At 53.5% G+C, this 22,206-nt stretch carries 21 protein-coding genes; 12 read left to right on the plus strand and 9 right to left on the minus strand.

The window, feature by feature from the left end; genetic code table 11:
• Nucleotides 1-31: 31 nt before the first annotated feature.
• Nucleotides 32-2,446: a right-handed parallel beta-helix repeat-containing protein gene (locus FYZ48_RS07430; protein WP_149338977.1), complete on the minus strand. Its 2,415-nt coding sequence runs from the start codon at nt 2,444-2,446 to the stop codon at nt 32-34.
• Nucleotides 2,447-2,687: 241 nt separating this feature from the next.
• Between FYZ48_RS07430 and FYZ48_RS07435 the strand changes: the two genes are divergently transcribed.
• On the plus strand, nt 2,688-4,001 hold the full coding sequence (locus tag FYZ48_RS07435; protein ID WP_149338980.1) for an SUMF1/EgtB/PvdO family nonheme iron enzyme: 1,314 nt from the start codon (nt 2,688-2,690) through the stop codon (nt 3,999-4,001).
• 26 nt (nt 4,002-4,027) lie between these two features.
• Here FYZ48_RS07435 and FYZ48_RS07440 read toward each other — a convergent pair whose 3' ends face one another.
• A complete protein-coding gene (locus FYZ48_RS07440) occupies nt 4,028-5,512 on the minus strand; it encodes a PcfJ domain-containing protein (RefSeq protein ID WP_149338982.1) in 1,485 nt (494 codons plus the stop codon).
• 170 nt (nt 5,513-5,682) lie between these two features.
• On the opposite strand from FYZ48_RS07440, the gene FYZ48_RS07445 reads away from it, so the two are divergent.
• The gene (locus tag FYZ48_RS07445; RefSeq protein ID WP_149338984.1) at nt 5,683-6,129 is read left to right on the plus strand and encodes an AAA family ATPase; all 447 of its coding nucleotides are present in this window, start codon (nt 5,683-5,685) and stop codon (nt 6,127-6,129) included.
• Nucleotides 6,119-6,877, plus strand: a complete 759-nt coding sequence (locus tag FYZ48_RS07450; protein ID WP_149338986.1) for a tRNA(His) guanylyltransferase Thg1 family protein — start codon at nt 6,119-6,121, stop codon at nt 6,875-6,877. Before FYZ48_RS07445 ends, FYZ48_RS07450 begins: the two co-directional genes overlap by 11 nt.
• 199 nt (nt 6,878-7,076) lie before the next feature.
• On the opposite strand, the gene FYZ48_RS07455 is transcribed toward FYZ48_RS07450, so the two are convergent.
• Nucleotides 7,077-7,814 (minus strand): hypothetical protein, encoded by a 738-nt coding sequence (locus FYZ48_RS07455; protein ID WP_149338988.1) that lies wholly within the window; start codon nt 7,812-7,814, stop codon nt 7,077-7,079.
• Nucleotides 7,815-7,840: 26 nt separating this feature from the next.
• Nucleotides 7,841-8,953, minus strand: a complete 1,113-nt coding sequence (locus FYZ48_RS07460) for a PcfJ domain-containing protein (protein ID WP_187781916.1) — start codon at nt 8,951-8,953, stop codon at nt 7,841-7,843.
• A 409-nt stretch (nt 8,954-9,362) separates the two neighbouring features.
• Here FYZ48_RS07460 and FYZ48_RS07465 point away from each other — a divergent pair, with 409 nt between their 5' ends.
• The 9 genes from FYZ48_RS07465 (at nt 9,363) to FYZ48_RS07505 (ending at nt 19,160) form a co-directional block, all read left to right on the plus strand.
• Entirely contained in the window at nt 9,363-9,917 is a 555-nt protein-coding gene (locus FYZ48_RS07465; RefSeq protein ID WP_198422189.1) for an HAD family hydrolase, read from the plus strand.
• Between the two features lie 121 nt (nt 9,918-10,038).
• The gene (locus FYZ48_RS07470; RefSeq protein WP_002644052.1) at nt 10,039-10,206 is read left to right on the plus strand and encodes an SEC-C metal-binding domain-containing protein; all 168 of its coding nucleotides are present in this window, start codon (nt 10,039-10,041) and stop codon (nt 10,204-10,206) included.
• A gap of 188 nt (nt 10,207-10,394) precedes the next feature.
• Nucleotides 10,395-11,135 carry an RNA ligase family protein gene (locus tag FYZ48_RS07475; protein ID WP_149338992.1) on the plus strand — a complete coding sequence of 247 codons (741 nt, stop codon included), beginning with the start codon at nt 10,395-10,397 and terminating at the stop codon, nt 11,133-11,135.
• Nucleotides 11,132-12,244 carry an AAA family ATPase gene (locus FYZ48_RS07480; protein WP_149338994.1) on the plus strand — a complete coding sequence of 371 codons (1,113 nt, stop codon included), beginning with the start codon at nt 11,132-11,134 and terminating at the stop codon, nt 12,242-12,244. The genes FYZ48_RS07475 and FYZ48_RS07480 overlap by 4 nt, the downstream gene beginning before the upstream one ends.
• Before the next feature lie 27 nt (nt 12,245-12,271).
• Nucleotides 12,272-13,687, plus strand: a complete 1,416-nt coding sequence (locus FYZ48_RS07485) for a 3' terminal RNA ribose 2'-O-methyltransferase Hen1 (protein ID WP_149338996.1) — start codon at nt 12,272-12,274, stop codon at nt 13,685-13,687.
• A 99-nt stretch (nt 13,688-13,786) separates the two neighbouring features.
• Nucleotides 13,787-16,387: a polynucleotide kinase-phosphatase gene (locus FYZ48_RS07490; protein WP_149338999.1), complete on the plus strand. Its 2,601-nt coding sequence runs from the start codon at nt 13,787-13,789 to the stop codon at nt 16,385-16,387.
• Between the two features lie 34 nt (nt 16,388-16,421).
• The gene (locus tag FYZ48_RS07495; RefSeq protein ID WP_149339001.1) at nt 16,422-17,372 is read left to right on the plus strand and encodes a nucleotidyltransferase domain-containing protein; all 951 of its coding nucleotides are present in this window, start codon (nt 16,422-16,424) and stop codon (nt 17,370-17,372) included.
• Entirely contained in the window at nt 17,369-18,133 is a 765-nt protein-coding gene (locus FYZ48_RS07500) for a nucleotidyltransferase domain-containing protein (protein WP_149339003.1), read from the plus strand. The genes FYZ48_RS07495 and FYZ48_RS07500 overlap by 4 nt, the downstream gene beginning before the upstream one ends.
• A gap of 289 nt (nt 18,134-18,422) precedes the next feature.
• Nucleotides 18,423-19,160 (plus strand): LamG domain-containing protein, encoded by a 738-nt coding sequence (locus FYZ48_RS07505; protein ID WP_149339005.1) that lies wholly within the window; start codon nt 18,423-18,425, stop codon nt 19,158-19,160.
• 2 nt (nt 19,161-19,162) lie between these two features.
• On the opposite strand, the gene FYZ48_RS07510 is transcribed toward FYZ48_RS07505, so the two are convergent.
• From FYZ48_RS07510 to FYZ48_RS07530, 5 genes are all read right to left on the minus strand, one after another.
• On the minus strand, nt 19,163-19,654 hold the full coding sequence (locus FYZ48_RS07510; RefSeq protein WP_149339007.1) for an ArsI/CadI family heavy metal resistance metalloenzyme: 492 nt from the start codon (nt 19,652-19,654) through the stop codon (nt 19,163-19,165).
• A gap of 28 nt (nt 19,655-19,682) precedes the next feature.
• On the minus strand, nt 19,683-20,102 hold the full coding sequence (locus FYZ48_RS07515; RefSeq protein WP_149339009.1) for an arsenate reductase ArsC: 420 nt from the start codon (nt 20,100-20,102) through the stop codon (nt 19,683-19,685).
• A gap of 54 nt (nt 20,103-20,156) precedes the next feature.
• Nucleotides 20,157-21,395, minus strand: coding sequence for an ACR3 family arsenite efflux transporter (arsB, locus tag FYZ48_RS07520; protein WP_149339011.1), 1,239 nt, complete (start codon nt 21,393-21,395; stop codon nt 20,157-20,159).
• A 66-nt stretch (nt 21,396-21,461) separates the two neighbouring features.
• A complete protein-coding gene (locus FYZ48_RS07525) occupies nt 21,462-21,782 on the minus strand; it encodes an ArsR/SmtB family transcription factor (protein WP_145112146.1) in 321 nt (106 codons plus the stop codon).
• Between the two features lie 60 nt (nt 21,783-21,842).
• On the minus strand, nt 21,843-22,205 hold the full coding sequence (locus FYZ48_RS07530) for a DUF488 domain-containing protein (RefSeq protein ID WP_149339013.1): 363 nt from the start codon (nt 22,203-22,205) through the stop codon (nt 21,843-21,845).
• Nucleotide 22,206 lies beyond the last annotated feature (1 nt).

Genomic DNA, 22,206 nt, shown 5'->3' on the forward strand with positions numbered 1-22,206 from the left:
ACGTCTGGTTCAACAAACGGTGATATCAGCTTTAGAAGCTGTTATCACTGGCGTTACCAGAGCCGGTGTTCGTCCCCGTACCGCTCTGGGGAGTCCCCGATTTCACATCGTACCCCTGCAGGGCATTGTCGATGGCAGAGTTATTCGAGAAGGTTGCGGTGTTACCGCCGGAGAAACTCCAGATCGAGAAACCAGCTCCGCCGTTATTCTGGGCACTGTTGCCGTCGAGTGTGCCACCGAAGATGGGATCGCCAAAGTCAAACCCATTCACCGCATTTCCGATCGAGGTGTTATTGCTGAACGTTCCACTCACGAACGGATCGTCGAAGTCAAAGCCGTCTTCCTGATTCCCCTGTGCCAGGTTATTGATAATCGTTCCGCCATTCACATCTTCAAAGTCGAAACCATCATCCAGGTTATTGAGAGCAGAGTTACCGCTGATCAGGGTCCCCACACCAACGGTATCTGCAAACTTGATCCCGTTCACACCGTTCTGGCTGGCACTGTTATCCATGAAACTGGTGTTGGTCACGGATTCAGTAAACCAGAAGCCGTTCAGATTATTCTCATTGGCAACGTTCCCGGTGAAGGTAGCACCATCCACATTTTCATCAAAGTAGAAACCGGCGTCGTTCTGATTGGCGATGTTGTCGGCGAACGTTCCACCATTGATATGACCATAAAAAGCGAAGCCGGCGTAATCATTGCCAATCGCCTGGTTACCACTGATGGTCCCGCCATCCACACCATAGAAATCAAAACCAAAGTTATAGTTTTCCCGGGCGATGTTATTTGAGATTTCACCACCGGTCACGTCATCATCGAAGTAGAACCCGTCTTCACCGTTATACTGTGCGGTATTCCCCGTGAGTGTTCCCCCTTCGAAGTTATCGAAATCGAAACCATCGGACACGTTCAATTCAGCCAGGTTGTTGCTGATCGTCCCCCCGCTGACCCGGCTGAAGTAATATCCATATTCGTTCGCCCACGATGTGTTACCCGATACGAGTCCACCGGTCATATGTTCGATTTCCAGACCATCGTTGCCGGTCACGACTCCGTTGGCAGTAAATGTGTTGTTGGTGATGGTACCATTCGTATCGCCATCCAGGTGCACACCGTCCTCAAACGCACCATTGATGCTGTTGCCGGTAATCGTGAAGCCGCTCAGGTTATTCCCGTAAATCCCGTTGCGACCGCCGGTCAATGTCAGTCCCACCATTGTCGAGTTGTCCGCTATGGTGAAGATATCATTGATCGTATTCACCCCTCTGACGGTTGGCTGCCCGCCATACTGAAAGCTGGTGACTGCTCCCGAGCTACAACCTACCACATTCACACTGGTACCGCCGGCCAGTGCCAGTTGTCCATCGTTGAAGACAAAGCCGGTCGCGGTATCAATCGTGCCGGCACTCCCGTCAAACAGAACCACGCTGTCTGCACCAGCCGCATTGAATACCGCCTCTGCGTTCGCCGTATTCGCATCGATGATAGTGATATTCTCCAGCGACTGACCATTAAGCTGCAGCTTTGCACATTCCTCCGGTGCCTGTCCCTGATTCAACACGATGTCGATATCACGCTGAATCGGATTAACCATCCGGCGCTGGAAGCGGGTCAGCTTCTGACTGTCTCCATTGCCGGGCAGCGGGATTCGCACGGTTAACAGCCCTTCCCCCTGCGAACCTCTGACATCGTCATGCTGATACTGTCCCGCCAGTACCACGCGCGAACCGTTCCCCAGGAAGGGTAGATCAAACATCCGGAATTCCACACGGGCCCGGGGGCCGGTCATTTTTTCGAAGTTGGGGGCATTATTATCAAAGTAGTAACCGCCTACATAACCTCTCAGTTCTGCATCGATCGGCATCTGATCGAAAGTCTTCAGCAATCGCCCGATTTCCAGGTCGGTTCCCCAGTAAGCCCGTTCTTCACCAGCCCGCACGACCACGTTATTCCCACTCAGATAAGCCGTCGACAGACCATCCACGCGTTGCTGTTTCTGATTGGGGATATAACCGTTTACCCGGAAGTCCCATTCAATGCTCATCAGCTCGAAGCCGAAACTTCCCTGGCGGAAGATATTGTTGTACTGGCTGCGACGGACATCGTAGAATCCGTACATGCCCGCGATCCACTGATCGTTGACCATCTTGCGGTAGGCCAGGCCGAAATTCCCCTCAGCGGAAGAATCGTTGAAGATATTCCCGCGCAGATCCGCGAAGAACAGACTTTCGTCGTCTTGCGCCAGTGGAATAAACAGCAGCCCCTGTCCGACATCACGGTAGCCACCGGCTGCCCCTGAGAAATCAAAATAGGCGCGATACAGATAATCATCTTCCTGGAGCCATTCCGGATCCTGACCATGTGCGTACGCAGGCGTAAACAGACCTGGCGCAGTCAAGAGCAGCAGGGCTAGAAGTCGAGAGGAAACTCTAGCGTTCATTGTTATCCTGTCAGTGGGATTGTTCCGAGAGTGATCAATTCCAGTCTGTAACGATTAAAATGGTGGCTCAGGTTCTTTTTCGACTACCGCGGGATTTCACTCGCTGAAGAAATCTCCAATTCTGAATAAGTGTTCTCCGACTCCTCTTGCCAGAACCGGTCAGGTAAAATATACCGGTTATAGGATCGAGGAAATTGAGCAGGCAGGTCGTATTCTCAGTCCATTATCAAGCGAGGCTTCAATGTCGTTTCCCGCATTACCCCAGATCGAAATCGAACAGAAACTCCTGGCCGTCGTCTCCGAGACATTGGATATTCCACTGGAAAAGCTCTCGCTGGATGATCGCATCATTGAAGATCTGCGTGCCGACAGTCTGGAACTGACGGAACTCATGATGAGCCTGGAAGACGCGTTTCAGATCACGATTCCCGATGATCCCATCGATCCCATCCATAAAGAGATCTTCACCCGCCAGCCCTTCCGACTCTGTGACCTGGTGGAACTGGTAACCCTGCAGATGGGAACGCGTGCGGTACCTCGTGCCAACTGGTTTCGTCAACCAGCCACTCAACCCGGGAAGGGACAACGCGTCCCTTTCACTCAACTGGATGGCATCGGCAAACGGTCTGCACTGACGGAACCCGACTTGTTCGCCCCCATGGATTCCACGCGTCCCTGTACCATGTGGCGCAGACGCACCGATGGCATGCGCTGCATCCACATTCCAGCCGATACTGTATTACTGGGCAGCGACACTCCCACAGCCAATCCCGATGAACGCCCCCTGCATAAGGTGGAACTCGATTCCTTTCTGATCGACGCCGAACCGGTCTCAACCACCGCCTACTGTCGCTTTCTGAACTCCATCGGTCAGCTCCCCGAATCGTTCCTGACCGACTGGTTTGTCCTCGATCCGGAAGATGACCGAGACGAGCATATGTTGATTCAACATACCGCCGCCTACGGCTGGCAGCCACTGCTCGGCACCGAAACCTGGCCGATGATTCTGGTCTCCTGGTATGGCGCGAACGCCTATTCGCTCTGGGCCAACAATCGACTCTGGAGCAACTACCGCGACGAAGCCGGCGATCCCGAGGGAAGCTTTCTCCCCACCGAAGCCCAATGGGAATACGCGGCCCGCGGCGCCACTCCGCGTGTCTATCCCTGGGGTGATGCAGCCCCCAACCCGGATAAACTGCGCGCCGGCCTGCATCGCCAGAAAACAGGTTACACAGCCCAGACACTCCCCCTGGCTGCTGTCAATGAAGAGTTGGGCATGTCAACTTTCGGCCTGCATCACATGGCGGGAAATGTCTGGCAATGGTGCCGCGACTGGTACGACGAATCCTTCTACCTCCACCCCGAGGCGACAGAGCCGAATGCCTGGAATCACCAGCCCACACGCGTCCGCAGCGAACGGGGCGGCAGCTGGGTCGGCCCGAATATTCTCTGCCGCAGTTCCTATCGCCGCGGCCGCCCCCCCATCGCCCGCGGTCGCTGCCTCGGCTTCCGCTGCGTCAGCGCGGTTAGTGATCTGCCTGTAACGCATCCCTGATCACACTGAGTTCCTGCAAGCCTTGATCAGACATTAACATAGCGCGAAAACTTGAGCCCCGCTGTCTCTGCCCAACGACGCAGGACATTGCGTTCTCTCCGATTAGGCAATCGATTCGCCTTGCCACGCACTTCACTGATCAGGTTGTTCTCTTTACGGACCTCAATGGTAATCGCCTTTTTGAAGCCCTGTTGAAGCTCAATCTGCATCGACCAGATCGAACTTTCGCCGCCGGTACAATTTCCAATATAACTCGCGACACAATGCTTCATCTGGTTCCCTTCTGTAACCAGATCATCGCTGGTTAATATCTCGCGGATCATCCAGCGATTTTCATCTTCAAAATCAAACTCACGAATTCCGCTCGCAACCCAGGTACATTCGGGAATTTTACTTTTTTGTTCCTGTTCACGGTGCCAGTCGGCTACATCCCGCAATAAAGAACGCGGAGTCCGTCCCTTAATGGAATAATCAGGTGCGGGAGCATCAACTTCATCATACACATCATTATCACCAGGTATTGTGAAGACTCCAAAACGCTGATACCGTAAGAATTCAACGATAGACTGAATCTGTCGGCGATCCAGACTTGCATGATGAATCAGCCATTGAATGACCGTGGTCCAAAACTGGTCATTTGATAATTCTTCGGGAAAAGGGGACTGCATGATTGCCCGGCCCAGACCAGGATCTCCACCCATCCCCAGAACCTGTCCCCAGCGCAGCGCCTGTAAGATCGTAAGATCCTGTGGCGCCTGCATAAAAAAGTGCGCCATTTTTTTCGAATAGGAAACCGGCAAACGGCAGTTTCGGATATTCTGTCCTTGTCCGACTTCGAGATACCACTCCCTCCAGTCCTCGCACTCCGGCGTGTAATTTACCAGCCAGACGGAATCGAAAAAACGAGGCATCTGGTATTTGACGAACAGGTGTCTCAAAAGCGACGAAAACTGTCGCCGGGCACTTGTGCCTCTGGGTTTCCAGGTTTCAATCGGTCGAATCCAGTAAGTCGCTTTGGACGCAATGAAAGCCAGTGCGTCAATGTATCGCACTCCCCAGGGATACCTCTGTTGTGTGACTGCAACAGTATCCATTAAAAACTTTGTTTTACAGCAATACAGATGCGAGATCAGCCTCATAAATGAATCGCGTGTCATTTCGCTATGGTTGATGCAGGGACTTTCCTGATCATGCAGTTGCCAGATCATTCTCAATACAGGATCAGTAATGGATTTTTTACTGACATCCTTAGAACAAACAGCCTCCAGCTTATCAACAATCGACCGCTGTTCCTGTTTTCTCTGTCTGAGACAATTGACTGCCATCTGGCGACGGAAATAAAGCAGTTCCTCGCGCCGCTGGAACCGACTCTTACGGAAACTGGTGCGAAATCCATTCTCGACGCACCACTGGCGATAATCCTCTGGTGTTTCTAAGCCGAGGCTTTGCAGATGCGCGAGCAGTTCAGGATCTGCTGCCTGTTTTGTAGACGTTTCTTTTCTGTGAGACATGACTGACTGTCGTTTCTGTAATAAATAAAATCAATTGTTTGAACCTTTGTCTGTGTTTCAGAGTCGATCTGTATAACATCGTTTTCCTCCTTTCGAGATAAGAATTGGGGGTGAATTTTGATCTACGACACACTACCCAATCGCAGGGTTCGCAACTGAGAGGAACTGCAATGCAGGCCATCATCTTCACAGGTATTCCGGGCGCCGGAAAAACTTCGTTTTACCGACAGGAGTTTTTCGCAACCCACGTGCGCATCAGCCTGGACCTCTTGAAGACGCGGGCTCGGGAAACAAGTTTCCTGGAAACCTGTCTGCAGACCGGCCAGCAGTTCGTGGTCGACAATACGAGTCCGAGCCGCGAAGAACGTGCAAAATACATACAGCTGGCCCGCCAGGCCGACTTTACCATCACCGGATATTACTTTGCCTCCCCTGTCAATCCCTGCCTGCAGCGGAATGCAGCACGCGAGCCCCCCGCGCGGGTTCCCGACGTCGCAATCCTGTCTGCAGCCCGACGCTTGCAGCGTCCGTCGCTGGAGGAAGGCTTCGACCAACTGTTTTATGTCAGTCTGCAACAGGGAGTATTCCAGGTTGAGGAGTGGAACGATGAACTTTGATGAACTGGATCAGAAGATGCGGGTCTATGAAACCGCTGCGGACACCTGCGTTCTGCCCGACATGTATATGGTCGCCCGGCTGGATGGCCGTGGATTTACCCGGCTCACTAAAGAGGTCTGCGCATTCGAACGCCCCTTCGATGTACAATTTCGGGACATGATGGTCCGAACCACTAAAGCCTTATTGAGCTGTGGTTTCCGCATTGTTTATGCCTTTACCGAAAGCGACGAAATCTCGCTGCTCTTTGACCGTGAAGAGCAGTTGTTCGGGCGAAAGCTCCGCAAACTGAACTCCCTCCTGGCCGGGGAAGCCAGCGCGCAGTTCTCACTGCAACTGGGACAGGTCGCCACGTTTGACTGCCGGATTTCACAACTGCCCAACCAGGAACGGGTGATTGACTATTTCCGCTGGCGCAGTGCCGATGCCGCTCGCAACGCCTTGAACGCACACTGTTACTGGTGCCTCCGCAAAGAGGGACGCGACGCCCGCCAGGCCACTCAAGAGCTCTCCGGCCTGACCTTCGGCCAGAAAAACGAACTCCTGTTCCAGCGGGGCATCAACTTCAACGATCTGCCCGCCTGGCAGAAACAGGGGATTGCGGTCTATTGGGAAGAGTTTGACAAACCGGCCGTCAATCCCCTCACCGGGGAAGCGGTTGTCGCGCTGCGCCGCCGGCTCATCGTCAACGATCAGCTTCCCCGTAAAACAGACTATGCCGAATTCGTACAACGCCTGATTCAGGAATGACACGATGACGTTTTTTAGCATCGACCATGATTCTTTTTTTCAGTTAATACCTCAAGTGCTGTCAGATGCTCCCGATAGTTCCAGAAAATGTATACTGTCAATACCCGCTCATCATCGTAGATCTGTAGCCTGTGCAATCGCTGTTCTCGGGTGGGTCGATCCGTCTCCCCCTGTTTCATTATCTTTTCTCCGAAATCCTTCAATTTTCAATTGGAATTTCCTCAGTTGTTCCATCTGGATCCCATTTCACTCGGATTTTTCTCCTGCCGTATAATTCTTTATTGCTGCGATTCAAATTGAACTCGTTCCATTCAGCATCGGTGAAGTCCTCAAGTGGCATCCCATCGCTGAGCCGAATCTCAATTGCGTAATTAAAAAGAAAGGAACCATCTGGCTGAAAACCTTGTACTTCGTTCACAAGCCAGCGATTGAGTTCCTGATACGGTAATATCAATGGTTTGCTGAAATCAAAGAGAATCAACTCATACGGACATCCCCAGAAACAACCATCAACAAAGAGATACCTGCCGTCGGGAGCAGGATAAAATACAACACCGCAAAAGCCGTGCCCCTGTTCTGCCTCGTCCGGAACGAAATCCACTCGCTGCCCCGTATCAAGTTCAATGATCGTTTGCCCCTGATAGTCTTCTCCACAAATCAGATAATCATGACCGCTTGGGTGCCCTTCACACCATGCGAAGGGAAAATGACCATAATTGCGAACCACAACAGTAATTAACTCTTCTGACTGCGCATATTGAATTTTTCCCTGGGAATACGTGCCGTTATCATAAGAAGTAATCTCCAGCCTGTATTTCCCACTGGGAGATAAGTGAGATTCCAGTTCTTCATCATCACGCTTAGCCATTTCATACGACTTGGCGAGATCTTCGCGTTCTTTTCTATACCAATCCTGAGTCAATTGCTTTTCCTTCATATGAATTCTCGATCAATCCCCTTGTATTACACCTGCCCGTTGAACTTCAAGTCTTCTTGCGCGGCCCAGCGTTTGAGGATTTCGCGTGCCATCTCACTCGGTTCACAGTTACATTTTCCACTGGCCTGAAAGATGACTCTTTTCTCTGGCAGTACTTCAATCGTCAACTGTCGTCGTTGCCTGCTGCCAGTCTGCTTTTTCATCGACCAGATGCTCGTCTTTCGTCTGATGCATTTGGAAATGTAGTCTGCCACACAATGCTGCATGGCTTTTCCTTCATTCTGTAACTGGCGCGGCGTTAACAGTTCTTCAATACTCCAGACCTCATCTTCCTGTTTACAGCGAAAGGCACTGATTTCACACCGTTCCCAGGGGAAGTCGAGGCGATTGACATCCGGAGGCGGCAGTATCCCCCGGTCCATGAGATCCGACCGCCAGTGAACCATATGCCGCCGGAGTGACATCAGTGTCCGTCCCTGCAGACTGAACTCGGGTTGCACCGGAGTAGATCCGGCACCAATACCCCAGGTTTTTTCTGCAGGCAGGAATCGTTGTTCCTGTATGAAATTGACAATCGCTGACATCTCTGCTTCAGAAATGGGCTGATACTGAATCAGGAAGCGGATCACTGTTTCCCAGAAGCGTTCATCTGAAGTGGGCCAACGGAGCATTGTCTGGGAAATCAGAATCCGCGCCAGTCGTGCATCCCCTCCCAGTGAGCGAATCTGACACCAGCGAATCGCAGACATCCAACACAGGTCGGCCGGCACATCGATCAATTCTTCTGCCATCGCCTTCGTGATTTCGAAGGGAGAAAGTTTGGGAAATCGACGAATACTGTAGCCCGCCCCCAGATGCAGATAAAGTTCCATGCCAGTGAAATCAGGGTAGTGGGTCCACCAGGCCGATGCCATAAAGTCAGGCACGGTGTACTGATCCAGCAGATGTTGTACCAGCGATCGCATCTGCACGAAACTGCTTCCCTCAGGAGGGCTCCAGTCTTCCGGATCCTGATACCATTGTTTGCGATAGCAGGCCAGCCTGCGACAAGCCAGGATGATGCGATGCGCATCATACGGATGCGTAGCATAATCTGCTCCCAGTCGGGGAGAAAGCAGACTGGTTCTGGACCGAATCACATGGATCAGCCGCCAGAAAGGATGTCGAACGCCGCGAAGAGTTACAGATTGGCGCGCAATCAGCGCATCCACGCAACGTGCGGCGTGGTGTTTTCGGTTTTGAGAATTCATGGTTACCGTACTGAGAAAAAGGAATAATCAGACCTGCGATGCGCATACATCGCCCCCCAAGTCATATCCCTGGCGCAGAACGCCATTGATATGCTCGTTAGAGTTTCGTCAGATCAAACCAGTACGAATTCGCATGAATATCACCTCGTGGAGCAGAGTGCCCGGCAGGCACTAAAGAGAACCAGGCTCCGGCTCTCGTGTCATGATTGAGGAGTCCCTTTACAACAGGCCTCCGTTTTCTCATCGACATTGACACAGCTTCCGAACAACGGTTCGGTTTTTTCATGAAATCAACCAGGTGAATCACACACAGACAATTCTGCTGATCCTCGATATCGACGAAACGCTGCTGCATGCCACGGTCCAGCCTTTAAAACACAGTCCGGACTGCCGCATTGGCCCGTATGTGGTCTATCTGCGCCCTTACCTCGCTGAATTCCTCGAACAGACCTCTCAGCTGTTCAAGCTCGCGCTCTGGTCCTCGTCCAGTCCTGATTATGTCCAGGCGATAGCAAGTCAGATTATCCCCACCTCCGTCTCACTCGAATTTGCCTGGAGCCGGGATCGCTGCATTACCCGCTTCGATCCGGAGTGGCAGTCTTACTATTACGTCAAGGATTTGCGAAAAGTAAAACGCTACGGCTACGATCTGAACCGCACACTGATCGTGGATGACACGCCCCGCAAAGTGGAACGCAACTATGGAAATGCGATCTACGTCACGCCCTGGTACGGTGATGACAGACAAGATAATGAGTTGCGGCGGTTGGCAGCCTATCTCCCAAAGTTCTGCGAGGCACCAAATCTGCGCCGCATTGAAAAACGGAACTGGAAGAATTCCGGTCAGTTCTGATATTCAGCGAACCTCACTGAAGCCGTCGTGTCTCCCTTCTCAAACCACTCTGTTCTCTGACCTAATCGGAGGTGTGCTATGAACTATTCCGAATTCGACGACCGGCCATTTTTTTGAAACGATGAGCAAACGCCGCACAGGCTTCCCGTCTGAAACACAAGTCAAACGGGGCGTCCGCATCGTGCATGGCGTTAAGCTGCTCGAAGAAAAACTCGGCCGCAACGATTTATGCCCCTGCGGCTCAGGCAAGCGCTTTAAAAAGTGCTGCCTCACGCGGGGCTGCTTTTGACGGCGTGAACCGCAATCACTTTTTTCAGAGAATAACAACCGTGCGCAGGAATTACCATGCGCCGGTTTTCCGTCACTGAGTTTTCACGTCAGCTGTTTTCTGCCAGAATCGACATAGAGAGTCTGCGCATACTGAAACGGCTGAATCTGATACATCCCCTTCACTTTTGTTAAAGAGAGTCCGGACCGATGGGCAGTTCCCACGATCAATTTGTGAAATATCCGCGGACACCTCATCTGTTCGGCTCTACGGGGACGGCAGACGACAAACGGCTCAGCGAACAGGCTTCGCTGCAGTTCATTGCCGACCCGTCTCTCATCGTGGAGGAAAAGATTGACGGCACCAACGTCGGACTGCATTTCTCTCCCACGGGAGAACTCGTTCTGCAGTGCCGGGGCCACCTGATTAACGAAGGCATGCACCCGCAATACGATCTGTTCAAGCAATGGGCCATGGTCAAACGGCCGGTCCTGGAACAGATGCTGGAAGACCGGTTCATCCTGTTCGGCGAATGGGTCTATGCCCGGCACTCGATTCATTATCGCAGCCTGCCGCACTACTTCTTTGAATTTGACATTTACGATAAAATACAACAGGTCTTTCTCAGCCTCGCCTGTCGACTGGAACTGCTCGCAGGTACCGGCATCGAAACGGTCCCCGTGATCCATACCGGCCCGCTGGCACGCAAAGACCTGGAGACGCTGATTGGCCAGTCCGCCTTTGACAGTGTCTTTGACAATCCACTTTCCAACACCACGGACAACCTGATGGAAGGCGTTTATCTCCGCACCGAAGCGGGAGCAGCCGTTACCGGCAGGTCCAAATTTGTCCGTCCCGAATTTGTAGAAAAAATCAAACAGAGCAGCCACTGGCAACACCAGACTATGGTTCCCAACCTGCTCTCCAAACAGGCAGATATCTGGTCATGAACTGGCAGACACTGACAACATCAACTCTGGATGAGATCCTGCACTGGGCCGCCACGCAGCCCTGGTGCCAGGCGATGTCGGCCTGCGCGCAGGATGCCCAGTGGCACGCCGAGGGAGACGTCTGGACGCACACCCAGCTCGTCTGCCGGCAGTTGCCGCAGTTGACTGAGTGGTCTGGCTTATCAAACCGGGAACAGTCCATCCTGATCTTCACCGCACTCCTGCACGACGCCGCCAAACCGCTGACCACGCAACTCGATCCCGAATCCGGCCGCCTGCGTTCGCCCAAACATGCCGTGAAGGGAGAGTATCTGGCGCGAAATGTCCTGCGCGGACTGGGCTGCGATCTGGAAATCCGCGAGACGATCTGCCGGCTGGTCCGCTACCATGGTCGTCCCGCTTTTCTGCTGGAAAAACCGAATCCGGAACAGGAAGTGATTTCACTCTCCTGGCTGGTCAATCATCGTCTGCTCTATCTGTTCGCCCTGGCCGATACCCGCGGACGAACGACCGACAGCATGTCGCGCCCCGAAGAACATCTGCGATTCTGGAAAATGATCGCCGAGGAACAGCACTGCTTCGATCAGCCCTACCCGTTCGCCAACGATCAGGCGAGATTCCTGTTTTTTCACTTACCCGAACCGAACGTGCATTATGTACCCCACGAAAAATTCAACTGTACGGTCACAATGCTCTCCGGCCCGCCGGGCGCAGGGAAAGATACCTGGCTCGCGCGGCACCGCACGAATCTGCCCATCATCTCCCTGGATGATGTGCGCGATGACCTGGGTGTTGAGCCAACAGACAACCAGGGAGAAGTAGCGCAACTCGCCCGGGAACGCTGTCGCGAACTCTTACGTAACAAGACTGATTTCGCTTTCAACGCCACTAATCTGACACGACAGATCAGAAAACGCTGGCTGCAGCTCTTCGCCGACTACGGTGCCCGCATCGAACTGATCTATCTGGAACCACCGCTGGAGACAATCTTAAAACAGAATTGTCAGCGTCTCCAACCAGTCCCGGAAAAAGTCATACGCCGTCTGGTAGGTAAAGTCGAACCTCCCACCCTGACCGAGGCTCATACAATGACTTACAGTACACATTGAATCTTTCTCTACAGTTGGAAATCCAACATGCTCTTATCCATCACGACGACTCACGAACCCGCCAGCGATCTGAGCTACCTGCTACACAAACACCCGGACCGTTTTCAGAGTTTTAATCTGAGTTTCGGCAACGCCCACGTGTTTTATCCTGTGGTTTCCGAGGAACAGTGCACCGCCTGCCTGCTGCTGGACGTCGATCCGGTAGGGATGGTCCGTGGCAAAGGACGTCAACACTCGTTCCTGCTCGACCAGTACGTCAACGATCGGCCCTATGTCGCTTCCTCTTTCATGAGTGTCGCGCTCTCCCAGGTCCTGGGATCTGCGCTCAACGGGCGTTGCAAGGATCGTCCGGAACTGGTCAGCACGCCGCTTCCGCTCACGGTACAGGTCGCCGTCCTGCCCGTACGCGGCGGCGCGGAACTGATTCGCGAAATCTTCGAACCACTGGGTTATGAAGTCGCCATCGAGTCTTATCCGCTGGATGAACTGTTCCCGGACTGGGGAGAGAGCCCCTGTTATTCCGTCACCCTGACAGGCACGAAAACACTTTCGGAACTGCTCAACCACCTCTATGTCCTGATCCCGGTCTTCGACAACCGCAAACATTACTTCGTCGGCGAGAACGAACTGGAAAAGCTATTGGAGAAAGGAGCCGGCTGGCTGGCCGACCATCCCCTGAAAGACCAGATCAGCCGCCGCTACCTGAAGTTTAAACCGAGCTTGTACCTCACAGCCCTGGCCCGTCTGGTCGAAGAAACCGAGACCGAAGAGATGGAACTGGAAAATGAAACCAAAGAGACAGCAGAGGACCTCCCCGACAAAGCGGTTCCCCTGAACCAGCAGCGACTGGGCAGCGTCATGGCCGCCCTGCGGGCTTCTGGTGCGCAAAGTGTGCTCGACCTGGGCTGCGGCGAAGGAAAGCTGCTTCGCGAGCTGCTGGCCGATCGACAGTTCGAACAGATCGTCGGCCTGGATATCTCGGTCCGTTCTCTGGAAATCGCTGCGAAACGGCTCAAGCTGAAACGGTTGCCGGAACGACAGGCACAACGGGTTAAGCTACTGCACGGCTCGCTGACCTACCGCGATCGTCGTCTCGAAGGTTTCGACGCCGCGGCCCTGGTCGAAGTCATCGAACACCTCGATCCGCCCCGTCTGGCGGCGCTGGAACGGATGCTGTTTGAATTCGCCCGTCCGAAAACCGTCGTGCTGACCACGCCGAACCGCGAATATAACGTGATGTGGGAAACCCTGCCAGCCGACCAGCTGCGTCACGCCGACCACCGGTTCGAATGGACGCGGTCTGAATTTCAGACGTGGGCCACCGGCATTGCCGACCAGTTCGGTTACTCCGTCCGCTTCCTGCCCGTCGGACCGGAAGACAAAGCCGTAGGTGCCCCCACACAAATGGGAGTGTTTGAATTGAAGTCGCACACCGATACCTGATCGCCGTGCCTTCAATTTCATTTGTTCACATTCTCAGCCACTCAGGAATTCGCAAATCAGTTTTCCTGCTTAACATCAGACTCAGACAAGTATCAATTAATGGATATCTCAATCCCGAAACTCTCACTCGTCGTACTCGTTGGCCCCAGCGGGGCAGGCAAAAGTACGTTTGCGCGGAAACACTTCCTGCCGACCGAAGTCATCTCTTCCGATTTCTGCCGGGGGATGATCAGCGATGACGAAAACGACCAGAATGTCACGAAGGAAGCCTTCGAACTGCTGGGTTACATCGTCTCCCAACGCCTGAAATCCGGACGGCTGACCGTCGTCGACGCCACCAACGTCCAGCAGGAGGCCCGGGCACAGTGGGTCGAACTGGCGCGGAAGTATCACTTTCTGCCGGTCGTCATCGTGCTCAACCTGTCCGAAAAGATCTGTCATACACGGAACCAGGAACGTCCCGACCGTTCGTTTGGATCTCACGTGGTCCGCAATCAGCGCTCGCAGTTAAAACGCAATCTGAAACGCCTCCGTCGTGAGGGTTTTCGTTATGTGTTTGAAATGAACTCGGTCGAACAGATCGATGCGGCTCGCCTGGAACGGGTTCCCCTCTGGAACGACCGTCGTGAGGAACAGGGCCCCTTCGACATCATCGGCGATATTCATGGCTGCTGTGACGAACTGGAGCTGTTGCTCAAAGAGCTAGGTTATGTGCAGACCACCGTTGAGGAAGCAGATCCCCTCTGGGGCGATGTCTGTTATGCGCATCCCGCAGGTCGCAAGGTTGTCTTTCTCGGCGATCTGGTCGACCGGGGTCCTCGTTCGCTGGATACGGTCCGGATTGTACGAAACATGGTCCAAGAGGGGACGGCACTCTGCGTTCCCGGAAACCATGACATGAAACTGCTTCGCAAGCTGAAAGGGAAAGATGTCAAACTGACGCACGGACTCGCAGAAACGGTCGCTGAAATCGAAGCGCTATCAACAGAGACGCGGGAACCGTTCTGCCAGGCGCTGGCCGACTTCCTCGACAGCCTGATCAGTCATTTCGTGCTGGATCAGGGAAAACTCGTCGTGGCCCATGCCGGATTGACAGAAGACCTGCAGGGACGTGGCTCGGGGAAGGTTCGTTCATTCGCTCTTTACGGTGAGACGACAGGCGAAACCGACGAATTCGGCTTTCCGGTCCGCTATAACTGGGCCGCCGAATACCGGGGCACTGCGCATGTGGTCTATGGTCATACTCCGGTTCCCGATCCGGAATGGCTCAACCGGACGGTCAACATCGACACAGGCTGCGTTTTTGGTGGCCGCCTGACGGCACTCCGCTATCCGGAAAAAGAGTTCGTCTCCGTACCGGCGAAAGAAGTCTACTGCGAATACGCTAAGCCCATGTACCGGGATCCGGATGCAGGAGCACAAACTGCTCAGCAGCAGCACGACGACCTGCTCGACCTGCAGGATGTTACCGGAAAGCGGATCGTTTCCACGCGACTGCAGACGAACATTACCATTCGCGAGGAGAACGCGACCGCGGCCCTGGAAGTCATGAGCCGCTTCGCCGCCAATCCCAAATGGCTGATTTACCTGCCGCCAACGATGTCGCCCCCGGAAACATCTATGGAACCGGGACTGCTGGAACATCCAGCCGAAGCATTTGCGTATTTCCGCAACCAGGGAGTCCCCCAGGTCATCTGCGAAGAAAAGCACATGGGTTCGCGTGCGGTGGTTATCGTCTGTCGAGATCCGGAAACGGCCCGTCAGCGGTTCGGCGTGCAGGAAGCGGAATGCGGCATCGTTTACACACGGACGGGCCGGCGTTTCTTCAATCAGCCTGAACTGGAAGCCGCCTTCCTGGAACGGGTCCGTCAGGCATTGAGTGCCGCCGACTTCTGGAATGAGTTCCAGACGGACTGGGCCTGCTTCGACTGCGAACTGATGCCCTGGTCGGCCAAAGCCCAGTCGCTGCTGCAGTCGCAGTATGCTGCTGTGGGAGCCGCTGGAAAAGCAGCCTTACCCCCGGTCGTTGCTGCGCTGGAACAGGCAACTGCCCGACTGACTGATGACGAGGCCTCGCATGCTGCAGAAATCGCAAGCCACTTCCGTCACCGGGAGACTGCGATCGAGGAATTCGTGCGCGCCTATCGCCACTATTGCTGGCCCGTAGAAACTCTGGATGATCTGAAGCTGGCTCCGTTTCACCTGCTGGCCACCGAGGGCAGAGTTCACATCGACCAGAATCATGACTGGCACATGCAGACCATTGCACGCCTCTGTGCGCAGGATGAGAAACTACTGCTGGCAACGCCGTCGTTGAAAGTTGACCTGACCGACAATGACAGCGTGCAGGCAGGTGTCGACTGGTGGTCGGGGTTGACAGGCACAGGCGGAGAAGGGATGGTGGTCAAACCCCTGGAATGGGTCCAGAGGGGTCCCAAAGGACTGGTACAGCCCGCGATCAAGTGCCGGGGGAAAGAGTATCTGCGGATTATCTATGGACCGGATTACGATGCGGAAGAAAATCTGACCCGCCTGCGACAACGGGGTCTGCACCGCAAACGATCACTGGCTCAACGAGAATTCGCCCTGGGCATTGAAGCCCTGGAACGTTTTGTGAACCGGGAACCACTCAGGCGGGTCCATGAATGTGTGTTCGGGGTACTGGCGCTGGAAAGTGAGCCGGTCGATCCCCGACTGTAAAACTTCGCCCCAAGCGAAAACAGGAAGTGAAACCATGAACAAGCGCGTCCACTATCAGCCGAACCTGATCTATTCTGACGGCACACAGGTGGTCACAGTCCGGGATATCATCGGGCCGAACGGTCGTACGCAGCATCCGCGGGGATCGGTTGGTGTGGTAGTGCGTGCGCCGCGTGATCTGGATCACTCATATCGCGTCAAGTTTCCCGATGGTGTCGAAGTCGCCCTTAAAGCAGACGAGCTGACTCTGCTCGCCCGGTTCAAAGAGGGAGAGATCGGCAACAGCGAAATCAACGCAAACCGCAGCGACCTGTTCTCCCGCGTGATCTTCAAGTGCATCATTGGCTCCCGGGCCTTCGGTCTCGAGGATGAGCAGTCCGACACCGATTATCGCGGCGTCTACCTGCCGCCCGCGGAACTGCAGTGGTCGCTGTACGGTGTGCCCGAACAACTGGACTGCCACGAAACACAGGAAACCTACTGGGAGCTGCAGAAGTTTCTGGTCCTGGCTTTGAAAGCGAACCCGAACGTCCTGGAGTGCCTCTATACTCCCCTGGTCGAACAGGTCACGCCCCTCGGCCAGGAACTGCTGGATCTGCGGGAAATCTTTCTGACACGCATCGTCTACCAGACCTACAACGGTTATGTGATGTCGCAATTCAAAAAGATGCAGACCGATATCAAGAACCAGGGGAAGGTCAAATGGAAACATGTGATGCACCTGATCCGGCTGCTGATCTCGGGAGTCACCCTCCTGCGCGAAGGCTATGTTGTCGTCGACGTGGGACCACACCGGGAGCAACTGCTGGCCATCAAGCGGGGTGAAGTCTCCTGGGAAGAGACCGAGAAATGGCGGAAGAGCCTGCACAAGGAATTTGAACAGGCGCTGGAGCAGACCAGACTACCGGCCCGCCCCGATTATGAAACTGCGAATAACTATCTCATCAAAGCGCGTCGACTGGCGACGCAGGAGGCACTGCCATGAACTTCGATCCCCGACTGGAACAACAGCTCAAGGAACATCCTTATCCTCTGCTGTTCGCCACTATCAGTGGATCGCATATCTATGGCTTTCCTTCTCCCGATTCGGATTACGATCTCCGCGGCGTGCATCTGCTGCCGCTGGAGACCGTCATCGGTCTGAAAGAAGGACAGGTCACGGTGGAACGTTCGCGCGTTGATGACGGTCTGGAAATCGATCTGGTCACACATGATGTCGGTAAGTTCTTTCAACTCATGCTCAAAAAGAATGGTTACGTGCTGGAACAGCTGCTCTCGCCGCTGGTTCTGCAAGCCACTCCCGAGTATGAAGAGCTGAAAGCACTGGCGCCCGGCTGTGTGACGAAGTATCACGCGTACCATTACCTGGGTTTCGCAGCCACACAGTGGAAACTGTTCCAGAAGGAAGATCCACCCCGGGTCAAACCCCTGCTCTACGTGTATCGGGTTCTGCTCACCGGTCTGCATCTGATGCGCACCGGCGAACTGGAACCAAACCTGATCCTGTTGAACGAAGCAGCGCGGTTGTCCTACATCCCCGAACTGATCGAACGCAAGCTGGAAGGTTCGGAACGTTCCACGCTGGATGCCGCCGACATGGAGTTCCACGGACGCGAATACCAGCGGCTCGTGGGTGAACTGGAACAGGCGATGGAAACCACCAGCCTGCCCGAAAAACCGAGTTCGGGTGATGCGTTGAATGATCTGCTGGTCCGGATCCGTCTGGCTCAGCGGAAAGGATGCTGATTGAAATTTTGGAACCAGAAATTGATAGACGCTCGTTTTCTTTTGAAAACGAGCGTCATTCTATTTCAGGATGTATGAAATCTGCCGCTTCGACTCGTATGCAGAGACACGCACACTCACATTTGTATAAAACAAAACGTTAACAACTTTTTTGTTAAGTTCCTGTAAATTATGTGATTTTCACAGACTCATTTCTGTTGAAGTCAACTTCTCTGAGTAAAATCGAATAAAAGCAAGACTGATTTCAGGCACCCACGTACACCAGGTGCAACGCGACAGGAACATTTATATGCGATCTGCAACTCTATTGTTGATCACGCTTTTTATCTATTGTGCCACCGGACTTTCTACAGAGCTAACTGCACAGGAACCAGAACGGGTAAAAGGCGAATACTACGGACTGAAATTTGACGGCCGAGACAGCTATGTCACTCTGCCCCATCTGAATTTCACCGCATGGAATACCTTTACCATCGAAGCCTGGGTCAAAGACTGGACCGGCCGCATCTGCTGCGAAGGTAAACAGGGAGATCCCGAAAACAGCATCTGGATTTCCATCCGGGCCAGCCGCCATTCTGCAGGCTGGGAAAGTAACAACGGGACCAATTATTCCACGCGCGTCGACCCGAACTCGGTCGAAGGCTGGGATCATGTCGCCATGATTTATACCGGCACCGAGCAGGTCATTTACGTCAACGGCAAAGAAGTGCATCGACAGAACGCCCCCAAGCCAGGCCCGTTCGTTGCAGATCGAAAATTCTTTCTCGGTGCCCAGGAAAAATGGGACGAGGAACAAACCAAGCCGGCAGCCCTGTTCGGCAAGGGAATCATGCGGATGTTTCGCGTCTCGAATGTCGTCCGCTATGACAAGGAATTTACTCCTGCTCAATCATTTACACCGGACGCGAATACTGAGCTGCTGCTCGATTTCTCAAAGCCTGACCAGACCAAGCTTGCGGATGTCTCCCAACACAAACGGAACGGTACCATCCACGATGCCAAGTGGGTTCTGCTGACTGAAGAATAAGCTCAGTCTGCCTGCGACTTGTTGCAGTCCGTCAGATTCACCATCTCCGGACCACAGCAACCCGACTGGGCGTAGAGTTCATCTTTCGCATCTGCTTTCAACACCACAAACACTTCCCACTTATGACCATCGGGATCCACGGCCCAGACTTTGTCCTGCACGGCATAACAACAGGTCGTCGCCTCTTCCGTGATGGTTTTAATCCCGGCGGCCTGAAACCGTTCGATGGCAGCATGCACTTCCGCTACGGATTTCACCTGGATCCCAAAGTGAGCTGAGCCCCCCTCAACGGTGACGTCTCCATCCACTTCATTCAGGGTCAGATTTACCGAAGGATCCACCGGTTCAAATTTCGCATAACGGGGACGTTCCTTGCTGGGTGCCACCCCCAGCAACAGTTCGTAAAACTTTTTTGACTGCGCCAGATTGGAAACTGTCAAGGCGACATGCACACGGAAATTTCCCGGAAAGTCGACAGCTGATTCCTGAGTCATCATGATCTCCCTCGTATAGAAACTGAACCTAAGCAGATTCGTCAGCCAGAAAGGCCTGGATTTTGATTTTGATTTCATCCCGCACACGACGGAATGTTTTCATTTTTTCTTCATCGGTTCCCGTCGCATCAGCGGGATCATCAAAGGGCCAGTGCAGGGTCTGGGTTGCTCCCGAGAAAACCGGGCAGGATTCTTTTGCGTTATCGCAGACCGTCACCACCAGATCGAACTGTTGTTCGGTAAACTGATCGAGATGCTTACTGGTATTCTCTGACAGATCGATATCCAGTTCCCGCATCGCTTCAATCGCCAGGGGATGCACATACCCCGAAGGCTTCGAACCAGCCGACTCCGCCTCCCACTCCCCTTGCCCTAAAAACTCCCAGAGCTCTTCGGCCATCTGGGAACGACAGGAGTTACCGGTACATAACACTAATACGCGTTTCATCATAGTTCCTTATCAAGATCCAACTTTATATTTAGTTTGAATATCCGTTGTTAATTATTCAGTGGTTTGACTGCTGTCAGCTTCAGAAATCACCTCACACGTCTGATGTGGAAACCAGTCCTGCGTTTTAAGACAGAACCTGACCAGCGTGAGCATGAGCGGCACTTCAATTAACACGCCAACCACGGTCGCCAGCGCTGCCCTTGAAGAAAGTCCGTAAAGCATCGTGGCCGTCGCAATCGCCACTTCGAAGTGATTGGAAGCGCCGATCATCGCAGTCGGTGCCGCGTTTTCATAGGTAAGCCCCAGCACTTTTGACAAAAAGTATCCCAAGGCAAAAATCACAATCGTCTGGATCAACAGCGGGATCGCAATCCAGAGAATTGTCAGGGGATTACTGAGAATTGTCTCCCCCTTGAAAGAGAACAGCAGGATCAGGGTAACCAGTAGAGCGGTAATCGTGACTGGTGTCAGCGTATGCAGAAACTTTTCCTTGAACCAGACTTCCCCTTTCGTGGCCATTAGCCATTTTCGAGAGAAGAACCCGGCAACCAGAGGGAATGCGACATAAACTCCAATGGAAAGCAACAATGCCTGCCAGGGAACAGGCAGTTTTCCCACCCCCAGCAGAAAGCCGCCCAGAACACCGAATAGCAACAGCATCGTCAGCGAATTGATCGCCACCATGACCAGCGTATGTCCATCGTTGCCTTTCGCCAGAAAACCCCAGACCAGTACCATGGCGGTACAGGGGGCGATCCCCAACAGAATGCAGCCTGCCAGATAGCTCCGCCAGAGAGGCACTTCCAGCATTTTTACCCCATCGACCAGCACGACTTTACCGGCTCCGTAGACGGCTCCCACATCAAGATCGAGTCCGAAAGGCATTTTAACATAATCCACCGCGTCGGGACCAATGAACTGGTAAAACAGGGTTCCCAGGAAAAAACTGGCGATCGCATACATCGTAAACGGTTTAATCGCCCAGTTGATAAACAGGGTCAGACCGACCGGACGCACCGCTTTGCCGGCTTTCAGAACTTCGGCAAAATCGATTTTGACCATGATCGGATACATCATGAAGAACAGGCAAACCGCAATGGGAATCGAAACCACAGGAGCTTCGTTGACATAAATCGCCATGCTGTCCAGTTTGAGGGCAATCCCGGGAGCCAGTTTTCCCAGTACAATCCCGGCCACAATACAGAGCGCGACCCAGACGGAAAGATAGCGTTCAAAAAAGCTGATCCCCTGACCCGAAGTAACCCCCTCGCCGTTGGCATCTGCAGACATTTCGTCTCTCTTCCTCACACTACCTCATGGCGATTACGCCATATAACCATATGCAATTTAAAAAATTTACTCGAGTGACTGTTTCCGGGCTTCCAGGTCGGACAGTAACACCGTTTCCATGCAGGAAAAGAATCCATCCAGACAGCCGCAGGTCACTCGATAATAATTGAGCGCCCCTTCTTTGCGGGCTGCCACCAGTCCCACTTCTTTCAAAATTGCCAGATGCTTGGAAACCGTGGACTGATCTGCCCCCACCTGTTCGGTCAGATCTCCTACGCACAACTCCTGATTCTGGAGCAGATCCAGCATCAGCAGCCGACTGGGATGCGCCATCGCTTTGGCGATTTTGGCCCGGGCTTCATATTGTTGGCGTGTTTTTTCTTTCATGGCAATATGACCATATTACCCTTCACTGTCTCATTCGTCAACACTCAAAATGCGATCGGTTCAATCAGAAAACTGAGCCAGGAGAAATCTCTGAAGTACGGGCACATGACTGCGTTCCGGTTCTTTCACAGAAGTCACCAGCGTCAACCGGGGTTGTGAGAGTTCGGCGATCCGCTCCTGTAGTTCAGGCAGACGCTCCTCCAGCTCGGCCCGATAGCGTACCGTAAACTCATGATATTGATCGGAATGACTGTGAAACCATTTCCGTAATTCGTTGGAGGGAGCCAGTTCTTTGGCCCAGACATCAATGGCGGCATTCTCTTTGGCCACACCACGGGGCCAGAGACGGTCAACAAGCACCCGCAAGCCATCCGCGGTTTGGGCTTTATCGTAAACCCGCTTGATCTGGATCCTGCCGGTCATG

The sequence above is a fragment of the Gimesia chilikensis genome, from assembly GCF_008329715.1.
Lineage (GTDB): Bacteria > Planctomycetota > Planctomycetia > Planctomycetales > Planctomycetaceae > Gimesia > Gimesia chilikensis.